17 protein-coding genes are annotated in these 18,932 nt (G+C 45.3%); 2 read left to right on the top strand and 15 right to left on the bottom strand.

Annotated features, from left to right (window positions below; genetic code table 11):
- Nucleotides 1-111 precede the first annotated feature (111 nt).
- Nucleotides 112-1,644: a glycine betaine transporter OpuD gene (opuD, locus tag AU387_RS10350; protein ID WP_059335613.1), complete on the top strand. Its 1,533-nt coding sequence runs from the start codon at nucleotides 112-114 to the stop codon at nucleotides 1,642-1,644.
- A gap of 43 nt (nucleotides 1,645-1,687) precedes the next feature.
- Here opuD and AU387_RS10355 read toward each other — a convergent pair whose 3' ends face one another.
- From AU387_RS10355 to rmgP, 6 genes are all read right to left on the bottom strand, one after another.
- Nucleotides 1,688-1,870 carry a sporulation protein Cse60 gene (locus AU387_RS10355; protein ID WP_003325003.1) on the bottom strand — a complete coding sequence of 61 codons (183 nt, stop codon included), beginning with the start codon at nucleotides 1,868-1,870 and terminating at the stop codon, nucleotides 1,688-1,690.
- Nucleotides 1,871-1,933: 63 nt separating this feature from the next.
- Nucleotides 1,934-2,602, bottom strand: a complete 669-nt coding sequence (locus tag AU387_RS10360) for a YesL family protein (RefSeq protein WP_059335614.1) — start codon at nucleotides 2,600-2,602, stop codon at nucleotides 1,934-1,936.
- A 21-nt stretch (nucleotides 2,603-2,623) separates the two neighbouring features.
- Nucleotides 2,624-3,913 (bottom strand): Gfo/Idh/MocA family protein, encoded by a 1,290-nt coding sequence (locus AU387_RS10365; RefSeq protein ID WP_059291811.1) that lies wholly within the window; start codon nucleotides 3,911-3,913, stop codon nucleotides 2,624-2,626.
- Nucleotides 3,914-3,925: 12 nt separating this feature from the next.
- Nucleotides 3,926-4,429, bottom strand: coding sequence for a lipoprotein YteS (locus tag AU387_RS10370; RefSeq protein WP_082687877.1), 504 nt, complete (start codon nucleotides 4,427-4,429; stop codon nucleotides 3,926-3,928).
- On the bottom strand, nucleotides 4,426-5,547 hold the full coding sequence (locus AU387_RS10375) for a glycoside hydrolase family 88/105 protein (protein WP_142350271.1): 1,122 nt from the start codon (nucleotides 5,545-5,547) through the stop codon (nucleotides 4,426-4,428). The genes AU387_RS10370 and AU387_RS10375 overlap by 4 nt, the downstream gene beginning before the upstream one ends.
- 7 nt (nucleotides 5,548-5,554) lie before the next feature.
- Nucleotides 5,555-6,520 carry a polygalacturonan/rhamnogalacturonan ABC transporter permease gene (gene rmgP, locus AU387_RS10380; protein WP_059291809.1) on the bottom strand — a complete coding sequence of 322 codons (966 nt, stop codon included), beginning with the start codon at nucleotides 6,518-6,520 and terminating at the stop codon, nucleotides 5,555-5,557.
- A 207-nt stretch (nucleotides 6,521-6,727) separates the two neighbouring features.
- Here rmgP and AU387_RS10385 point away from each other — a divergent pair, with 207 nt between their 5' ends.
- Nucleotides 6,728-9,043 carry a helix-turn-helix domain-containing protein gene (locus AU387_RS10385; protein WP_082687878.1) on the top strand — a complete coding sequence of 772 codons (2,316 nt, stop codon included), beginning with the start codon at nucleotides 6,728-6,730 and terminating at the stop codon, nucleotides 9,041-9,043.
- Between the two features lie 39 nt (nucleotides 9,044-9,082).
- Here AU387_RS10385 and AU387_RS10390 read toward each other — a convergent pair whose 3' ends face one another.
- The 9 genes from AU387_RS10390 to bioW all read right to left on the bottom strand — a co-directional run bounded on the left by AU387_RS10390 (nucleotide 9,083) and on the right by bioW (nucleotide 18,774).
- Nucleotides 9,083-10,573, bottom strand: a complete 1,491-nt coding sequence (locus AU387_RS10390; protein WP_059335617.1) for an extracellular solute-binding protein — start codon at nucleotides 10,571-10,573, stop codon at nucleotides 9,083-9,085.
- A 23-nt stretch (nucleotides 10,574-10,596) separates the two neighbouring features.
- The gene (locus tag AU387_RS10395; RefSeq protein ID WP_082687887.1) at nucleotides 10,597-11,457 is read right to left on the bottom strand and encodes a carbohydrate ABC transporter permease; all 861 of its coding nucleotides are present in this window, start codon (nucleotides 11,455-11,457) and stop codon (nucleotides 10,597-10,599) included.
- Between the two features lie 210 nt (nucleotides 11,458-11,667).
- Entirely contained in the window at nucleotides 11,668-12,438 is a 771-nt protein-coding gene (locus AU387_RS10400; protein ID WP_059291806.1) for an NAD-dependent epimerase/dehydratase family protein, read from the bottom strand.
- 85 nt (nucleotides 12,439-12,523) lie between these two features.
- Nucleotides 12,524-13,708 carry a biotin biosynthesis cytochrome P450 gene (bioI, locus tag AU387_RS10405; protein WP_059291805.1) on the bottom strand — a complete coding sequence of 395 codons (1,185 nt, stop codon included), beginning with the start codon at nucleotides 13,706-13,708 and terminating at the stop codon, nucleotides 12,524-12,526.
- Nucleotides 13,709-13,797: 89 nt separating this feature from the next.
- On the bottom strand, nucleotides 13,798-14,805 hold the full coding sequence (bioB, locus tag AU387_RS10410) for a biotin synthase BioB (RefSeq protein ID WP_044153769.1): 1,008 nt from the start codon (nucleotides 14,803-14,805) through the stop codon (nucleotides 13,798-13,800).
- Nucleotides 14,806-14,807: 2 nt separating this feature from the next.
- A complete protein-coding gene (gene bioD, locus AU387_RS10415) occupies nucleotides 14,808-15,503 on the bottom strand; it encodes a dethiobiotin synthase (RefSeq protein ID WP_059291804.1) in 696 nt (231 codons plus the stop codon).
- Nucleotides 15,500-16,672 carry an 8-amino-7-oxononanoate synthase gene (gene bioF / locus AU387_RS10420; RefSeq protein WP_059335618.1) on the bottom strand — a complete coding sequence of 391 codons (1,173 nt, stop codon included), beginning with the start codon at nucleotides 16,670-16,672 and terminating at the stop codon, nucleotides 15,500-15,502. Before bioF ends, bioD begins: the two co-directional genes overlap by 4 nt.
- Nucleotides 16,662-18,008 carry an adenosylmethionine--8-amino-7-oxononanoate transaminase gene (bioA, locus tag AU387_RS10425; protein ID WP_059335619.1) on the bottom strand — a complete coding sequence of 449 codons (1,347 nt, stop codon included), beginning with the start codon at nucleotides 18,006-18,008 and terminating at the stop codon, nucleotides 16,662-16,664. Before bioA ends, bioF begins: the two co-directional genes overlap by 11 nt.
- Nucleotides 17,980-18,774 (bottom strand): 6-carboxyhexanoate--CoA ligase, encoded by a 795-nt coding sequence (gene bioW / locus AU387_RS10430; protein ID WP_059335620.1) that lies wholly within the window; start codon nucleotides 18,772-18,774, stop codon nucleotides 17,980-17,982. The genes bioA and bioW overlap by 29 nt, the downstream gene beginning before the upstream one ends.
- Between the last annotated feature and the right edge of the window lie 158 nt (nucleotides 18,775-18,932).

Below are 18,932 nucleotides of genomic sequence, written 5' to 3' on the forward strand. Positions count from 1 at the left end.
TCACCTGATTGCGGGGTAATTTACAGGAAGGAATGATCTGCCATCGTACGACCATACTAAGCCTGCGAGGAAGATATAGGCGTACACAAAAAAATCAGAGGGTGAGAATGTTTGAAGAATATATCTAGTGTATTTTGGATTGTGATTGTCATCACAGCCGCAGCCGTTTTGTGGGGCGTTATTTCTCCTGACAGCCTGCAAAACGTGTCTCAATCGGCACAATCGTTTATAACAGATTCATTTGGTTGGTATTATCTATTAGTTGTCTCTTTGTTTGTCGGGTTCTGTCTCTTTTTAATTGTCAGCCCGATCGGAAAAATCAAACTGGGGAAACCGGATGAAAAACCGGAATTCGGGTTATTATCTTGGTTTGCCATGCTGTTCAGTGCAGGCATGGGAATCGGCTTAGTATTCTATGGTGCGGCTGAACCGATCAGCCATTACGCAATTAGCTCTCCATCAGGTGAAACAGAAACCCCCCAAGCCTTCAGAGATGCGCTCCGGTACACGTTTTTCCACTGGGGACTGCACGCTTGGGCCATTTATGCCGTCGTGGCATTATGTATCGCATATTTTCAATTCCGCAAAGACGCGCCTGGATTAATCAGCAGCACACTGACTCCGATTCTCGGCGATAAAGTAAACGGCCCGATCGGTAAACTGATTGACTGTATTGCTGTTTTTGCAACAGTTGTCGGCGTTGCAACGAGTCTGGGGATCGGCGCAACTCAAATTAACGGCGGATTGAATTACCTATTCGGAATTCCGAATCATTTTATCGTTCAATTGATTTTGATTATCATTGTAACAGTGCTCTTTTTACTATCGGCTTGGAGCGGACTCGGAAAAGGCATTAAGTATTTAAGCAACACCAATATGGTGCTAGCCGGATTGCTGATGCTGTTTATGCTGGTTGTCGGACCTACCGTTTTGATCATGAACTCACTTACAGATTCAATTGGGCAGTATATTCAAAACATTGTTCAAATGAGCTTCAGACTGGCGCCGAACGATCCAGGCAAACGTGAATGGATCAACGGCTGGACGATTTTCTATTGGGCATGGTGGATTTCCTGGTCTCCATTTGTCGGCATTTTCATCGCCCGTGTATCCCGAGGCCGGACAATCCGTGAATTTTTGATCGGCGTCCTGGTGGCACCATGTATTTTGGCTTTCCTATGGTTCTCCATTTTCGGTGTTTCCGCAATGGACCTTCAGCAAAAAGGTATCTTTAATGTGGCAAAGCAGTCTTCCGAAACGATGCTGTTCGGAACACTTGATCACTATCCGCTGACGATGATCACGTCTATCCTGGCATTGATCCTGATCGCCGTGTTCTTTATCACATCAGCTGATTCAGCGACATTTGTCCTTGGTATGCAGACGACATACGGTTCATTAAACCCGGCTAATTCAGTCAAATTCAGCTGGGGTATCATTCAGTCTGCTATGGCAGCTGCGCTCTTGTATTCCGGCGGACTTGCCGCTTTGCAAAACACAGCGATTCTGGCGGCACTGCCGTTTTCAATTGTTATCCTGCTCATGATTGCTGCTCTTTATAAAGCATTGGCAAGAGAACGAAGAGAAATCAGAGCAGCAGAGAAATTCCAGAAACCGAGAAGCCCAAGAGTGAAAAAGGCTTAACCATAAAAAAGATCTTTCCGCAGTCCGCGGGAAGATCTTTTTTTTATTTTCGATATAGAATGAGTGCGGAAAAACAGTAGAGCTGCTCGCCTTCAGGGTCACATGCCGCTGAAACCGTATATTTGATATCAACCAGCTGCTCTTCCGATATTCCTTTTAAAAATGAATTGATCTCCGTTTGCAAATCTTTTTCATGCTCTTCATCAAACACTGCTACCTTCAGCATTTATCCGCTCTCCTTTCTCTATCAATCTATTCCGTTTGGAATCAATATATGATAGAGAAATGTTTACCTCGTCTCCGGATAAAAAGCTTCTGGTTTAGGATGCTTCTTTGCCGGTTCATGGTCCTGCTGCTCCAGCTTCACCAAGACGGCAAAAGCGATCCTCATGTGGCAGTAGCTGATGAGACTGACGCTGAAAAAAGGGACAATTCCCGGCAGATAAGCCAGCAGGAAAAAGAGCGCGACCGTCAGCGCAAGCATGACGAGGGTATATTGTAAGTACGCCACACTCAGCAAGAGGGAAAACTTAAAATACAGGCGCTTTTTCCAATCAAAGTGGACGAGCAGCGGAAACACATAAAAAAGCATTGATACAAACAGAAAGCCAAATATCATAATAGCAAAGCGCAGGATATGCAATAAAAAGTGGCTTGGGTAAATAAAGGCCAAATCGATATAAATGATCAAACCGATTAACACCAGTACAGCACCGATCAGATTGGAACGGAGAAATTCAGCTTTGTATTCCCGCCAAAATGTCGGCAGCACCGGAACGTGATCCTGACCCTGAATCCATTTTCGCATAACAGCGAATAAAGCGGCAGTCGCGGGCATGACACCGAGCACTCCGAGACCGATGATCGTAAAAAGCAGCCAAAGCAAATTGGTATACGCAAACCTCATGATCCACTCGCAAAAACGCAGCACCCGCGCCATTGATCCGTCATGTTCCACGAAAGCCCCTCCTCTTCGCTTTTATACATTTTGCATATGAAAAAGCTGTTTAATATCAATTGGTTTCTTTTCAACAACGGAGCGCCATATTCCCTCACCGACCGCGATAGAATAGGCTCCGGCTTCGGCTCCGGCCAAAATGTCATACTGGCGCAGCGGATCTTTGCCTATAAATAGATCAGCAAGCAAAAGCGGATCACCTCCGCCGTGTCCTCCCTCGTTTTTGACGACTTGAATGGTCTGCTTCGATTCAAAAAGCGGATAATACTCAATCGTCTGCTCGGGAAAAGCAAACGGAATTCTGGAAGGCTCATGGAATTCATTTGATTCAATGCGTCCTTTTGTGCCGTTTATCGTAAGGCGGTAGCCTTCGTACGGAGCGGAAAATGTGATCGAGTAGCTTAAAAGCGCACCGCCGTCATATTTGACAGCCGCCACATACGTATCCTCAATGTCGATCTCCTCGTCAAAAATGCACGCGTCAGGGCGATATGCGGTATATAAGCTTGACTGGTCTGCATCCGCCTTGAGATGATCATCCTTTACAGAAGCTTTAGAGGCACGGGGGTGCCATCTCGCATAGTAATGGCATTTCTCTTTGACCCGGCATGTGCCGCAAAAACGCCCATCTTCTTCCGGCAGCGGATTCCACTCACTGTCCGGCCCGTAGTAATTCAACTCGCCGTAAGCAAATACCTCCGCCGGGTTTTGGCCGAGCCACCAATTCACCAGATCGAAATGATGTGTGGATTTATGGACAGAAAGGCCGCCGGAAAATTGCCTGGATCGGTTCCAGCGTTTAAAATAGCTGGCGCCGTGATAGGTATCAATATACCAATTCAAATCAACAGAGGTGACCCTTCCTATTTTTCCTTCTAAAATCATTTCTTTGATTTTCCGATGATACGGGCTGTAGCGGTAATTAAACGCAACAGTAACCTTCCCTTTGCTTTTCGCTTCTGCCTCAAGCACCCGCTTTGCATCCTGCACCGTCGTGACCATCGGTTTTTCCGTTATGACATCCGTATCCCACTGAAGGCTTCTCAATATATAGGTGATATGGGTGTCATCCCTTCCCGTCACAATCACAATGTCTGGCTTCGAAACGCTCATCATATTATCAAAATCTTCTTCTTTATACTCCGGTACTTGTGCAAGCTCCGGAAATGCCTCTTTGCAGACGGCGAATCGTTTCGGATCGGCATCCAGCAATCCCGTAATTTGATAAGTGGATGTAAACTGTTTGAGCAGCGGTTTGATAAACATGCTGAGGGCTCTGCTGCTTAATCCGCAAATGACGATGCTTTTCAATGGTCCCCACCCCTATCGGACTTCTGTTAATTGGGAAATCAGCTGCAGCGCTTCCTCTGTTTTTTCGGAGTATACAGGGATAAACGCTGCCATATTTCGATTCAGCCGAAAAGAATAGCCGTTCAGCTGTTTATCCCCTTTCTCAATCAGAACGGCATAGACTGTTTTTTCTCCCGTTTTTTGATTTACGGCTGTATAAGGCGATGAATGTTTCAGTGACAATCCGTCTAACGGCTGAAAATTTCCCGGATCATCGTATGCTGCAAACAAGTCTTCAGGCACGATAAAGACGTCTCCCTCGCGAGCCGTAATTTCAGTCAGCAGCTTTTCCGGCAAAGCGGGAAAGATTTCTGCCCTGCCTGCCTTCTTTTCAGCGGCCTCTTTTATGTTATTCTGTACGCCTGCCTGCATATCTGAAAACAGGATGACATGAATGCCGTCCGGTCTGCTTGAGCACGAAGCCAAAAACAGCACCGAGACGATCACACATACAGCCGCACATAGAGATCTTTTCATTTTTCGTCTGACCCGAGAAGCGCTTCCAATTCTGTCATCGCCAAAATAAACGCTCCCGCCCCGTGAAGGTCGTTTGTGCTCCGTTCGCGGCTGACATAATAATCATAAAATCCTGCCGACGTTCCGACACATATATCTTTGACGAGAAACGCACCGTCTTTTGTTGTTTCAGTTTTATGCTGAATCAGCCCTTGATACGCTTTTAACAAAGACGTTTTATAGGATCTGTCGAGATATCCCTTATTAATTCCTTTAGCGATGGCATACATATACAGGCACGATCCCGAGCTTTCCAGCCAGTTGTCAGATCTGCCGCCCTTGTCAACGATCTGATACCATAATCCTGTTTCCTTGTCTTGGCAGCGGCAGATGCTTTCGAGCATGTCCTGCAGTGTTTTTTTCCAGACATGACGGGTTGGGTGCTTCTCAGGCAGCTCTTCAATCATGTCTGCGAGTGACATGACGTACCAGCCGATTGAACGCGCCCAAAACTCCGGAGAGCAGCCTGTCTCTTGACTGGCCCAAGGCATTTTTTTCGCTTCATCCCACGCATGATAGAAGAGCCCGGTCTTTGGATCCTTCGTATGCTTTCTCATCAGGCCTTCCTGAAGCACAACCATGTCAAACAGCTCCGGCTCGTGCTTCAAATTGGCATATTTCAGTGCAAACGGCCCGCCCATATATAAACCGTCAAGCCACATTTGATATGGATAGCCGTCCTTATGCCAGAACCCCTGCTCTGACGTTCGATTCAGCGTTCCGTATAAGCCCCGCAGCCTTTTTGCCGCTTTTACATAGCGTTCATCCTTCGTCTTGTCGTATAAAGGAAAAAGAATAAGGCCCGCCTGAATCGCGTCGAGTTCGTCTCTTTTAAATAATAGATTTCCATAATCATCAATTAGGAGATCCGCATAAGCTTTCGCATAATCAAAGTACCGTTCCTGTCCGGTTGCTTCCCAAAGACGCAAAACCCCGCATAAGAAAACGCCCTGATGATAGTGCCAGCGGTTTGCAGGCGGCAGCTCTTCAACTGTATACGTGTTCATAATCGTTTCTGCCAATGCCTCCGCATACGTAAGAGGCGACTTTACAGCGATTGATTGATCCATTGATACCATCCCTTTCTTAATAGATTCCTTCCTCGCCAAATTTCTTCGCCAAACGATTCGCAAGCATGACCAAAATCAGCCCGACCGCCGCTTTAAATACGCCGACCGCTGTACTGTAGCTGAATTGGCCCTGTTTCAGCCCTGCAGTATAAACGTACGTATCAAAAATTTCCGCGACTTCCCTGTTTGTGGCGTTTAACAGCAAATATACATGCTCAAAGCCAAGTTCCAGCGTGTCCCCGATTTTTAAAATCAGCAAAACGACGATGACGCTTTTGATAGCCGGCAGCGTAATATGCCACATTTGCCGCAGCCGTCCCGCTCCGTCCATTTTCGCCGCTTCATAAAGCTGAGGATCAACCGCCGTCATTGCGGCCAGGTAGATGATCGTTGACCAGCCCGCTTCTCTCCAGATGACTTGCAGAATATACAGCGGACGGAACCATTCTTCATTCAGCAGAAAATTGATTTTTTCACCGCCAAAAAACGTAATCAGTTCATTAATCAGGCCCCCGTCTACTGTCAAAAGCACAAATGACAGCGATACAACAATGACCCAGGACATAAAGTGCGGAATATAAATCAGCGTCTGAACGAATTTTTTAAAGAGTGCGATCCGCACTTCGTTTAGAAGAAGCGCTAATAAAATCGGCACCGGAAAAAAAATGACCAGATTCAAGGCAAAGAGCACGAGCGTATTTTTTAACAGGACAAAAAATGTAGGCTCTGTAAACAGCCTGATAAAATGCTTCAGCCCGACCCACTCGCTGCCCCAAATACCGAGAAACGGCTGATAATCCTGAAACGCAATCACGATTCCCCACATTGGAACGTATTTAAATAGCAAAAAATAAATACATCCCGGCAAAATCATAAAGTACAAAAACTTTTGCTGCAGCAGCTTATTTAGTAAGCGCTTTCTTTTTTCTTTTTTTAAAATGACTGCGTCTACAGCCGGCGCTTGCGCTTCTGCTGTTTTCATCTTTTTCAAAGCCTCCTTTCACGGGTTCTTGTTTTCACTGTAGCGCAGCGTACAAAAGTCCGTCTACAATCATATGATCACATTCTGCCTGAGCCCTTTGTCATCAAGAATTTCGCGCCTCTATCTGAAAAAAAGACACCGATATTAGAAAATGATTATTGACAGTATCTATCAATCTTTGGATTAATTGTATTAAGGTGTTATGAAATGGGGGGTTTTATGAAAAGAAGCCAATACAAGTTTTATTACAAACTCATCACGTTTTTTTGTTTACTCAGCACCATTCCCGTCATTTTGGTCGGTTTGTTTTCGTACGAGCACTCTCAGAAAACGGCCATCTCCAACGTTTCGGAGGAAAAACTCGACACGCTCCAGCAGACCCAGCTAAGCATCGAGCACATCCTAAAAACCGTCGATCATTCTTTAACCCACTATGTGAGTTCGCCGCCTCTCCTCCGCACACTGTCCGAGCCTTTGCACTCTGACCAATTTCAAATCTATGACCAAGTGAACCGAGAGCTCAACTATTTGCAAAGCTTTGATACCGATTTGTCCAACATGACACTTGTCAGCTATATGAAAAATTGGTACATGAACAATTCCGGTCTGTACCGCATGAATACGGACTCCCTTCATAAAGCAGCCGAGGCGTATTCGAAAAAACAAGCCAGCCGGTCCTATTGGACGCTGGAAAAAAACAACCGTATGATCTCCACAAAGGAAGGCACTTCAGAAAGCTGCCGGTATAATATCAATTTGATTAAGCAGCTCCCGCTGAACAGCACAAACACGAAGGGACTGGCAGCCGCAAGCATCCCAAGCTGTTCACTCGTTAAAAATATGCCTGATTATTCAAGGGCAAACAGCGTGTTTATCATTGATGAAAAGGGCCGTATCATCCTTCACAACAACATGTCTGATATAGGCGATTCTCTTCAGAACGACGATTTTGTCAAAAAAATGCTGACGCAAAGCTCCAAAAGCGGCCAGTTTGAAACAGTCATTGACCGCATTCATTATAAAGTGACCTATCAAAAATCAGACTATAACACGTGGACTTATTTTTCTCTCGTTTCCCTGCCCGAACTAAAAAAAGAAGCCAAGTCGATCGGCTGGATCACCTTTACGGTATGCTTCGTTTTGTTAACGCTTTCATTATTATTCTCTTGGCTGGGTTCCCGCCATTTTTATAAGCCGATCCGGCTGCTTTATGAATCATTTGCGCGGCACGGAGCCTTTCCAGAAAAACAGCCTCATCAAAATGAGTTTGAATTAATTGAGCAAAGCTTCAAGCAGCTCAAAAACAGAAACGACGACCTTGAAGAAACAATGAGGCAGCAGGCCACTCATCTTCAGCAATATTTTATGGTCAGGCTTATGCTTGGAAAGCTGACGGAAGAGGAGGTCAATAACCGCTTTGAAAGCCTCGGCTTAAAACAAAAATGGCGGCATCTCGCCCTGCTGGTGCTCCAAATTGACACGCTGAATCAGACACCGTATGAGAAAAAAGATATGGATCTGCTGTTGTTTGCCGTCAACAGCCTGATTGAGCGGAACATCCCCGCGGAAAAACGCCTCGCACCAGCGGTAGTCGATAAACAGCAGGCAACCATATTGATGAATGAGAGCGGAACAAAAGAGGCATTTATGGCCGAGCTGAATGATACTGCCCGGATGATTCAGGATACAGTTGAAGCTGAACTGCACCTGTCTGTCAGCATCGGCGTCAGCCAGCCGTTTGATGCATTAGCAATGGCGAAAAACGCCTATGCGGAAGGCTTAGAAGCGTTAAAATACCGGCTGAAAGCAGAAAACAAATCGATTATCTTTTATGAAGACCTGGATCAGAAAAAAACGTTCAAAACCCATTTTCCGAAGCAGCTTCAGCATGAACTGTTCGATGCTGTAAAAGCCGGTGACAAGGAGAAAGCAGACAAATGCCTGCACGCGATTTTACAGTCGATTTTTACACACAACACCAACCCGTACCAATTTCAGATCGCAATCGCCCGTTTTCTGAATCATGTCATTGAACTGATGCATGTACTCGGAATTGAACTATTTGAGCTTGAAGAAAACAAAATGCTGTATGACCAAATTTTTGAATTGAAAACATTCGAGGATACTGAAAACTGGCTGAAGCAAGAATTCATTGATCCGATGACAGACAAAGTAAATGCCCGGGCCGATGCACAGTACAAAAATATTTCCGACAACATAATCCATATCATCCACCATGAGTTTGAATCCGATTTAACGCTGGACGAAATTGCCCGCAGGCTGCATTACAACCCGAACTACTTAAGCAGTATTTTCAAAAAAGAAATGGGCATTTCATTCAGCGAGTATGTCTCAAATTACCGCCACCATATGGCAAAAAGCTGGCTGGCTGAATCCGACATGGCGGTGAAAGACATAGCTGAAAAGCTCAAATACAAAAACTCGCAAAACTTTATCAGATCCTTCAAAAAGCTGGAAGGCATCACACCGGGCAGCTACCGCCAGCAAAAAAGAAGCATATAAAAACCCAAAACCGCTTGCACGTTTTGGGTTTTTTCAATATTACTTTGTTTTTTTAAACGCTTCCTCGTATTCCTGAATAATCTGCTTTCCTCCGCTTGTTTCCCATTTTTCAACTTCTTTATCAAACTGGCTTTCTGTAATTTCTCCGATCATATATTTATAGGTGGCATCGTCTATCATTTTTTTCAGTTCATCTCCGCGTTCAGACTCCGCGGCGGAATACAAACTCTCTGCCGGATTGGAGACGATGATGTTTTCATTGTCTTCCGTGAGCTCCTCGTACGCTGTCCGCAGCGGATCACCGGTGTTTTTTAAGTAGGCTTTATCGATAGCGATTAAGGCGGACAGCGGCTGAATATCCATCTGCCAATCTTTTACCTGGCTTTCTTTTCTTGTGAATGTTTTGCCTTTGCCTTTATTATAATGAACCCCGTCAATGCCGTATGTCATCAGGCTGTAGACGTCCTCTTCGGATATTCGGTCAAAGAACGCCAAGATCCGTTTCAGCTCGCTTTCTGATTTCACACTCGTTTTCGGGAAAGCAAATACACCGTTATGCCCACCTGACGCCCATACACGCTCTTTTCCGTCAGGGCCTTTTATGCGGTTGATGATCTCCAGCTCCATTGATTTATCGGAGGCATTGTCACGCAAATTGACAGCGTCCACCATATTCCCGATATAGATGCCGGCTTTTCCTTGAGAAAACAGCTCCTGCTGCTGGGTTTTGCTTGTGACCGGAAAGTCTTTATTCATGTAGCCGTTATCACGCAGTTTTTTCATGTAATCCATCGTGTCTTTGTATTCTTTCGTCATGAAATCAGGCGTAAATGTGCCGTTTGATTCCTTCCAGTCTGTCGGCATGCCTTCATATGAGCCAAGCGTCTTAAAAGCGCCGTAAATCAGATCATTTCGGTCAGTCAATCCGAATGTATCATCTTTTCCATCCTTGTCCGGGTCGTTCTCTGTAAACGCTTTGGCAACCTCATAAAGATCATCCAGCGTTTCCGGCGTTTTCAAATTCAAATTGTCCAGCCAGTCCTTCCGAATGACGATGCCTTGTCTCGAGAGGGGACGCTCTCTGTATATCCCGTAAAGCTTGCCATCGATTGTGACATTTTTATTAATGAGTTTATTCATCTTGTTTAAATTCGGATAATCTTTGATATAATCGCCGATTTCCCAGAACATTCCCGATCTGAAGGCATTCATGACAGACGAATTTTTAATGTCTTGAATCGTCACGATTTGCGGGAGATTGCCGGCTGCAAGCGCCGCATTCAGTCTGTCTTCTTTTACCGCATCAGGAACCCACGTGATGTCCAGTTCTGTATTTGTCAGCTTCTCAATTTCTTTGATCGCCCTGTCTTTCGGCGGCTGCTGGTGATACAAAATCGCCATCATAGACAGCTTTACCTTTGAATCCGAGTCCGCCTTGCCTGATGATTGATCAGCCCCTTTACAGCCCGCCATCACTCCTCCGAGAGCAAATACAAGCACAATCAGAAGCACCCTCCATTTGTTTCCCATGATATCCCTCCGTTTCATATTCTTTATCCTTTGACAGACCCCAGCAAAGCCCCTTTTGCAAAATGCTTTTGAATAAATGGATAGACCAGCAGAACCGGAATGGTTGCTACGACTATTACTGCCATTTTGATCGTTTGCTCAGGCGGCGGGCTGCCCGAGCCCATTTCCGACATATCCCCTTGCACCCCGCTTGATACAATCACGATTTGGCGCAAAAGCACCTGAATCGGCCACTTAGTTGAATCATTTAAGTACAAGATCGCCGTCATATACGTATTCCAGTACGTCACCGCATAAAACAGTGAAATCGTTGCGATCGCTGGAAGAGACAGAGGCAGCACAATTTTGAAGAAAATCCCCAAGTCATTGCAGCCGTCAATTTTTGCGGACTCTTCCAGGCTCGCCGGGATGTTTTGAAAGAAGTTTTTCAGAATGATCAAGTTAAAGGCATTAATCGCTGTCGGCAAAATAAGGGCCCAGTAAGAATCGAGCAATCCAAGCGATTTGACTACCAGGAAAGTCGGAATCATTCCGCCGCTGAAGAGCATCGTAAATACGACGAGAAACATGAGCGGCTGCCGCCCAATTAAGTCGCGGCGGGATAAACCGTAAGCCATCAATGAAGAAAGAAACATGCTGACCGCCGTGCCTACAACTGTCACAAACACAGAAACGAGCAAGCTTTTATAAATGATATCTGTCGAAAAAATGTAACGATAGGCATCGAGCGAAAAAGTGGTCGGTATTAAAATGAATGTTTTCGAAACCACTTCCTCTACTGTGGCAAAGGATGCTGCAATGACATGAATAAACGGAAGTACGCATATTAAAGCGAACATCAGCAAAAATCCGTAAATCAACATATCAAACAGGCGATTTTTCAGTGAATGTGCGATCATTCCCACCTCCCTTTTGTAAGCGTTATCATTATTTTTTAATAAACGAGCTGCAGCTTGTGACGATATCGTGTCTAAAATGTAGCAAATGTGCGATTGCCATGTCTATAATCATTTGAACACTGTCCCTTGCCCGGCGGCATCGGAACTGGCTTGAAACCGATCATAAAAGAAAAAGAGCATAATCTTAGAAAATGATTATGCTCTGTTATTGCCGTTCTCTTCCTCTTTCAGAAGCTCAGCAGTATTCATTTGAGGCGCAAACCCAAGCTCCTGAACCGCGGATTCTATCGACCACGGCTTGCCGGGATTGTTAGAGACGGCGTAATAAGTGCCGTAACGGATATTCGTTTCAATGGCTGCTTTAAAAATCGACAGCAAGTCCGGATGGGAAAGAAGCGTTTTTTTCGTCCGGTCGTTCTCATGCAGTGTAGCCATTTCATCTGTGACGACCGTTCCGATTCGAAGGTTGATGACAGAGAGCTTATTTTCCAGATAAAACAGGTGGCCGATATGTTCCGAGGTCAGCTTTAGGACGCCGTATAGATTTTTTGACAGCGGATAATCGTCGGTTGTGATTTCCCGCCCTAAGAGCGAACGCCCGTCTTTTTCGTACACATCTGTCACATGATTGCTGCTGGCGAAAACAACCTTTGGGATGCCGAGCTCTGCTGCCGCGCGGCACAAATAGTAGCTTGCTCTATAAAAAATATCCGTCATTTTTTCAAATTCAGCTGTGTCCATGACATCGTATTTGATTTTGACAGCGAGTAAGTTCACGATCACGTCTGTATCTCTCGGAATCTTTTTCAATAGATCCTCATAGTTTGACGCATCTGCCTGAATAGCGGGTCCTAAGCCTTCGTAGCGGTCTTTATCCAGCACCGTCACCTCGTACTCAGACTTAAGCCCTTTAGCCAATATTCTCCCAATCACACCATTTCCGCCGGCGATCAGCACTTTTCTCATATGTTCACTCCCCTTTTTTATAGATTGCCCATTTTCGCCGGGGATGACACGTTTTCAGCATTCACATGGCTTCCTTTAGCCTTCATTAAAAAATAACCGGCAGCTCCATAAGCGCTCTAAAACCAATTAGCTTCCGGTATCGCACTTCAGAAACAGCGAGCTGCAGGCCGGGCATGCGCTGCAGAAGAGTGTTGATTGCAATTTGTGCTTCTAGCCGTGCCAGCGAGGAACCTATACAAATATGGTGGCCCTGTCCGAATGAAAGATGGGGATTAGGGCTTCTGGTGATATCGAATTCATTGGCATGCGCGAATACTTTTGGGTCTCGATTGGCAGCCCCCAGCAGAATATAGACATGCTCCCCTTGTCGAATCGTTACGCCATTCATTTCAATATCTTCTGACGCAACACGGGCTGTCATTTGTGTGGGGCTTTCATAACGTAAACATTCCTCAACTGCGGTATGAATCAGAGCTGGGTTTTCTTTGAGCTGCAAAAGCTGTTCTCGATGCTGCAGCAGACAAAGAAGTGAGTTGCTGATGAGATTCACTGTTGTTTCATGTCCGGCGATCGCAAGCAATATACACGTTGATGCCACTTCCTCCTCCGTCAGCTTATCAGCCTGTCCTTCCTTCAGCAGCATGCTGATCACGTCATGCTGCGGTTTTTGTTTTCGTTTTTGAATAAGCTCTCTAAAATACTCCCTCATCATTACAGTGATCTGATTGCCATCTGTTAACACCTTTCTTGATCGGGTAAAATCAATCGTTTGAACAAGGCTTGACGCCCACTCTTTAAATTGATCCCTTCCTTCTGCCGGCACACCTATGATCTTAGCTATAATGCTGCTTGCCAAAGGAAAAGCAAAGTCAGAAATCAGCTCCATCTTTTTTTCCCCTTGCACTTGATCAAGCAAATGATGGACAGTTTCATTTATAAATGGGCGATAGCCCTCTGTCATTCTCGGAGTAAATACCCCGCTGACCGGCATACGCAGGCGCCTGTGATCAGGCTGATTCTGAAACAGCATCATCTGCTTCTGGACATGATTCAAATCCTTATATTTTATAGAGGTCTCAGGCAGCGGGACACGTGTTCTGAATCTGGTATCTTTCAGAATTGCTGCCGCTTCCTCATATCCCGTGACATACCAGCCTGGATACTTCAAAACATTCCCTTTATATAAAGGGTGTGCAGAACGTAATGTATCGTAAAAAGGATAAGGGTTTTTAAAAAATGCAGAAGGTGTAAGTGAAATTGAATTTGTCATATGCTCCCTCTCATGATTCTGACATCATCATTTTGACTCCATAAAAATAAAAGCAATCGACATGACACCGATTGCTTCTATTCTTGCTTTCAGCTATTTGCACTTAAACTGGCTTTCATTTCTTCGACCGATTCTACTTCAAATCCTAAATCACTCAGCATTTTATGATCCTCCGTCTCCTCCTGTCCGGAAGTCGTTAAATAATCTCCGACAAAGATGGAGTTGGCGGCGTACAGCCCCAATGGCTGCAATGAACGGAGATTGACCTCTCTTCCACCAGAAATGCGGATTTCTTTTGACGGATTGATATAACGGAACAGCGCCAGCACTTTTAAGCAATACAGCGGGTTTAATTCATTTACGCCTTCTAATGGTGTGCCGTCAATCGCATGCAAAAAATTCACCGGAATGGAATCAGCGTCAAGGGCCTTCAAGCTTTGTGCGATATCGATGACATCCTGTTTCGTTTCCTTCATTCCGATAATGGCGCCTGAACATGGAGACATGCCGGAGGTTTTTGCAATCTCAACCGTATTGACCCTGTCCTCATACGTATGTGACGTGGTAATGTTTGAATGATTTCTCTGTGATGTATTGACATTATGATTATAGCGGTCTACTCCGGCTTCTTTCAGCCGCTTCGCCTGCTCCGGCTTTAACAATCCGAGACACGCACAAACTTTCAGTCCATACGTATCTTTTATTTCCTGTACCGCTTCTGCGACCTGATCCACTTCTCTGTTGGACGGCCCCCTGCCGCTTGCTACGATACAATATGTACCTATGTTCAAATCATGCGCCCGCTTTGCGCCTTCCAGAAGGGTTTCCTTATTCACCATCCGGTAACTCTCAATCGGCGCTTTTGAAATGGCAGACTGGGAACAATAGCCGCAATTTTCCGGACAGAGCCCTGATTTTGCATTCATAATCATATTGAGCTTTACTTTTTTTCCATAAAACCGTTTTCTGATGTGAAAAGCTCCATGCATCAAAAGCAAGATGTCTTCATCTGGACAGTTTAAAATCGAAAGCGCCTCTTCGTTGGTCACCTCTGCTCCGCCCAGCACCCGGTCTGCAAGTTCCATCCATTGATTCATTTTCATGCCCCCACTCGATTGATCAGTAATGATAAATCTATATGGTTCTTCACCATATTCTGAATCGTTTCTTTTGTTGTGTTTATCAGCTTTGGCGTCACTCCTAATAGCGGCACACCGCATAGGCTCTCAATCATTTCAGGATTGGTTTTTTCATCACGATCTGGAGAATCACTGATTCCATTGATGACGATTCCGGCGATTGGAAGGCCCATGCTTTTGGCATATTGAACAGTTAAAAAGGTGTGATTAATCGTTCCAAGATGAGGGCGTGCCACAATAATCACTGGAAGCTGTAACGCTTTTATAACATGACTGACTAAAAAATCCTCTCCCAATGGCACAGAAATCCCGCCCGCACCTTCTACGATGAAGCATTCATGTTTTTCTCTTATCCGCTCCCAATGGCGTAAGACCTCTTCCATTTTGACAGCCTTTCCCTCTAGCTTTCCGGCAACATATGGAGCTAGCGGCTCTTTGAATGCAAAAGGCGTAATCTCTTCATGTGAAAGACTCGTTTGCGACATCTCTTTCAGCAGGCTTGTATCGCTCTCTGGATGATGAGGGGAGATTCCGCTTAGAAATGGTTTAAATACTCCGACATCCATCTTATTTTCCCGCAATAAGGCTGCTAGACCGCTGGATATCACCGTTTTCCCCACTTCTGTATCTGTTCCGGTTACAAAAAAACCTCTCATGGAATGATGTTCAGCTCCTTTCCGATTGAACGAAATGCTTCCAGCAAATGATCAATATTCCTCATACTGTGCCCAGCAGTGATGGTTAATCGGATACGGCTTTCTCCTGGCGCAACGGTCGGCGGACGAATGGCAGGGGCATAGATTCCTTTGTCCTGCAGTTTATCAGCAAACGTGACGGTTTTTCGGGTATCGCCGATGACCACCGGAATAATCGGTGTATGATGCCCTTTCACCACATAGCCCATGTGCTTCAGATTCGTTTTGATCATCTGGATATAAGAATATAAAAGCTGCCGTTTTTCCTTGCTGGCTTCAATGATGTCTAACGCCTCATGGGCAGCTGCACAGCTTGCCGGCGGAATAGCGGTTTGAAAGATAAACGTTCTGGCATGGTTCAGCAGAAAGTCGATGAATACCGCTGAACCTGCAGCGAACCCCCCTTCCGCTCCGGCAGCTTTGCTTAACGTGCCGATGACAATGTCAGGACAAACACCGAAATGTTCACTCGTCCCTCCTCCTGATTCGCCCAAAACACCTGTTGCATGCGCATCATCAACGATCACGTAAGCATTGCACCGTTTAGCAAGGGAGATGATCTGATCAAGAGGGGCAATCGTGCCATCCATGCTGAATACCCCGTCTGTTACGATAAAACGGCGCTGGTACCGCTGTGTTTCTTTCAGTTTTTCTTCAAGATCAGCCATTTCGATATGGCGATAAATGACCGTATCAGCCTTAGACAGGCGGCAGCCATCGATGATACTTGCATGATTTAATTGATCACTTAAAATGACGTCCCCTTTTTCAGGTAAAGAAGAAAGGACACCGACATTGGCTAAATAGCCGCTTGAAAACAGTAAAGCCGCTTCTGTCCGTTTAAAGCCGGCAATCTTTTTTTCGAGTTTTTCATGCCAGATCAAATTGCCAGTCGTTAAACGCGAGCCGGTGCTTCCTGCTCCAAATTGCTGCAGTGCTTCTTGAGCTGCAGAGACCAAGCGGTTATGGTTTGCGAGACCTAAATAATTGTTTGACGACCAGACCGTTTGATTTTTGCCATCAATCGTCACCTCCGGAATTGGAGGCCCGTTCATTGTTCGCAGTGTACGATATACGCCGGCTCCCTTCGCTTTGTCTAACCGGCGGCTTAACCAGCTGTCAATGCTCAAGGCTGGTTACCTCTTGGATCGCTTCTTTCATAATAGACACCATTGCTTCGAGCTCTTCAGCTGTGCTGGCAAGCGGAGGAAGAAATGCAATTACATCGCCGAGCGGTCTCGTCAGCATCCCGAGCTCTCTCATTTTCAACGAAACTTTGTACCCTACCCGCCGATCAGCAGGATAAGGCCGTTTGGTTTCCTTTGACTGAACAAGCTCTGCGCCGCACATAAAGCCGAGCTGCCGAATATCCCCAACGTGAGGAAGAGCATGCAGGTCTTGAAGAAGTAAATGGAGCTTTTTACTTTTTTGCGCGACTTGTTCAACGATGTTTTCAGATTCAAATAATCTCAGGTTTTCTAGAGCAACCGCACAGCCAAGCTGGTTTCCTGTATAGGAGTGACCGTGGAAAAAGGTTTTTTGTTCTTTGTATTCATCGTAGAATGCATGGTAGATGTCTTCGGTGGCAAAGGTGACGGCTATCGGCAAATAGCCTCCTGTAATGCCTTTGCCGGCAGCCATTAGATCAGGCTGAACATTTTCGTGCTCACATGCAAACATTTTCCCCGTACGCCCAAAACCAGTGGCAACTTCATCAACAATCATTAAGACATCGTAAGCTGTACAAAGCTCGCGCACACCTGCCAAGTATCCTGCCGGCATCACAATCATGCCGGATGCTCCTTGAACCATTGATTCAATCGAAAGCGCCGCAATTTCGTGATGGTGTTCCTTCAGCAGCTGTTCAAGCGCATAGAGACACTCATCACGGGTCTGCACAGGATCGCCGCTTCCCGAGCGGTATACATAAGGGATCGGAGCTTTATAACTATCAAACATTAACGGGCCATAGACGTGGTGGAACAGTTCAATTGAACCGACACTGACGGCACCGATCGTATCGCCGTGATACCCATTTTTCATTGCAATAAATTTTTGTTTCTCAGGCTTTCCGATGTTCTTCCAATATTGAAACGCCATTTTTAGAGCAATTTCCATCGCTTCTGCACCGCTGTCTGAATAAAAAACACGCGTCAGCTTCTCCGGACTGATCTCGGTTAATGTCTCGGCAAGTTCAGTCGCCGGAACGTTGGTCATGCCCAATAATGTGGAGTGAGCAATTTTTCCAAGCTGTTTTATGATGGCCTCATCTAATTCCTTTTTGCGGTGCCCGTGCACATTAAGCCAAACGGAGGAAAAGCCGTCATAATATTCCTTGCCGTTTATGTCTTTTACTTTGATTCCGTTGCCGCTTTCGATGATCAAGGGATGTTCATCATAGTCTTTCATTTGAGTAAAAGGCAGCCAAAGATGTTTTTTACTTTTTTCTATCACATTTTGAGTCATCATCTTCCTCCCACTCTATCAAAATAGGCTGCTTCTCGAGATCATTTATGTATGTGTTTACATTTACAGAGCCGTCAGCAAAAAAGATTCGGCAGCCCTCTTCAGTCCCGTATTCTTTCATTGCTGTAATACGCTGATAGCCCAATTTTTTACCCGCGACGTAGCCTGTTATGTAATCAGGGTCATCTGACCAGCATAATTCTGCAACAGTTGCCGGATGCTCATTCACCTTTGAAGCAAGTGCAAGGGCCTCTTTTATCCTTGGGTTTGATGGTGCGCCATAGCGTTGTGCCCATTGTTCAAAATTGAGGTCGGGCCAATCCATTCTGGACACCCGTACACCTTTATCGTGTGTTTGATCAACCCGTTTGCCAGTGTGAATATCAAACACCACCGCTCCCCTGATACCTGACCATTCAGGAATTTGTTGATATGCTTTTTCAATCACTTTTCTTGGAACACCCGCTCTCTCCAATAAGAATCGGGCAAGACTTTGTCCCTCTTCCGGGGATTCCACTTCATTTGTCTTCATTGGTAATGGATGAATCTTCTTAACCGGCTCATGAACCTCTTCAAATTGAATTTGCATAAAATCCGGTTTTCCTCTAGAGTGAGATAACCCTTTTTCTAATAAGGCATTCACCGTACGTTTCATATTATCAAACGTGATGAGCCGTTCTCCGCCGGATATATGCTTTCCTCCATCTTCGTGAGACCCATTCATAGAAGCTCTCATTCTGACACTGTAAAATGTTTCTTCTTGCATACCTTCTCGCCCTTTCAGCTTTGATTACAGAAGAAAGCAGACTATTTGTTAACCATTTATAAATTAAGGTTAACAAATAGAATACTATTATGTATACACAATTCTGTCAATATCAGAACGCCATTTCCTCATAAACAAAATCTATTTATCATGTATAT

Source organism: Bacillus halotolerans (genome assembly GCF_001517105.1).
Lineage (GTDB): Bacteria > Bacillota > Bacilli > Bacillales > Bacillaceae > Bacillus > Bacillus halotolerans.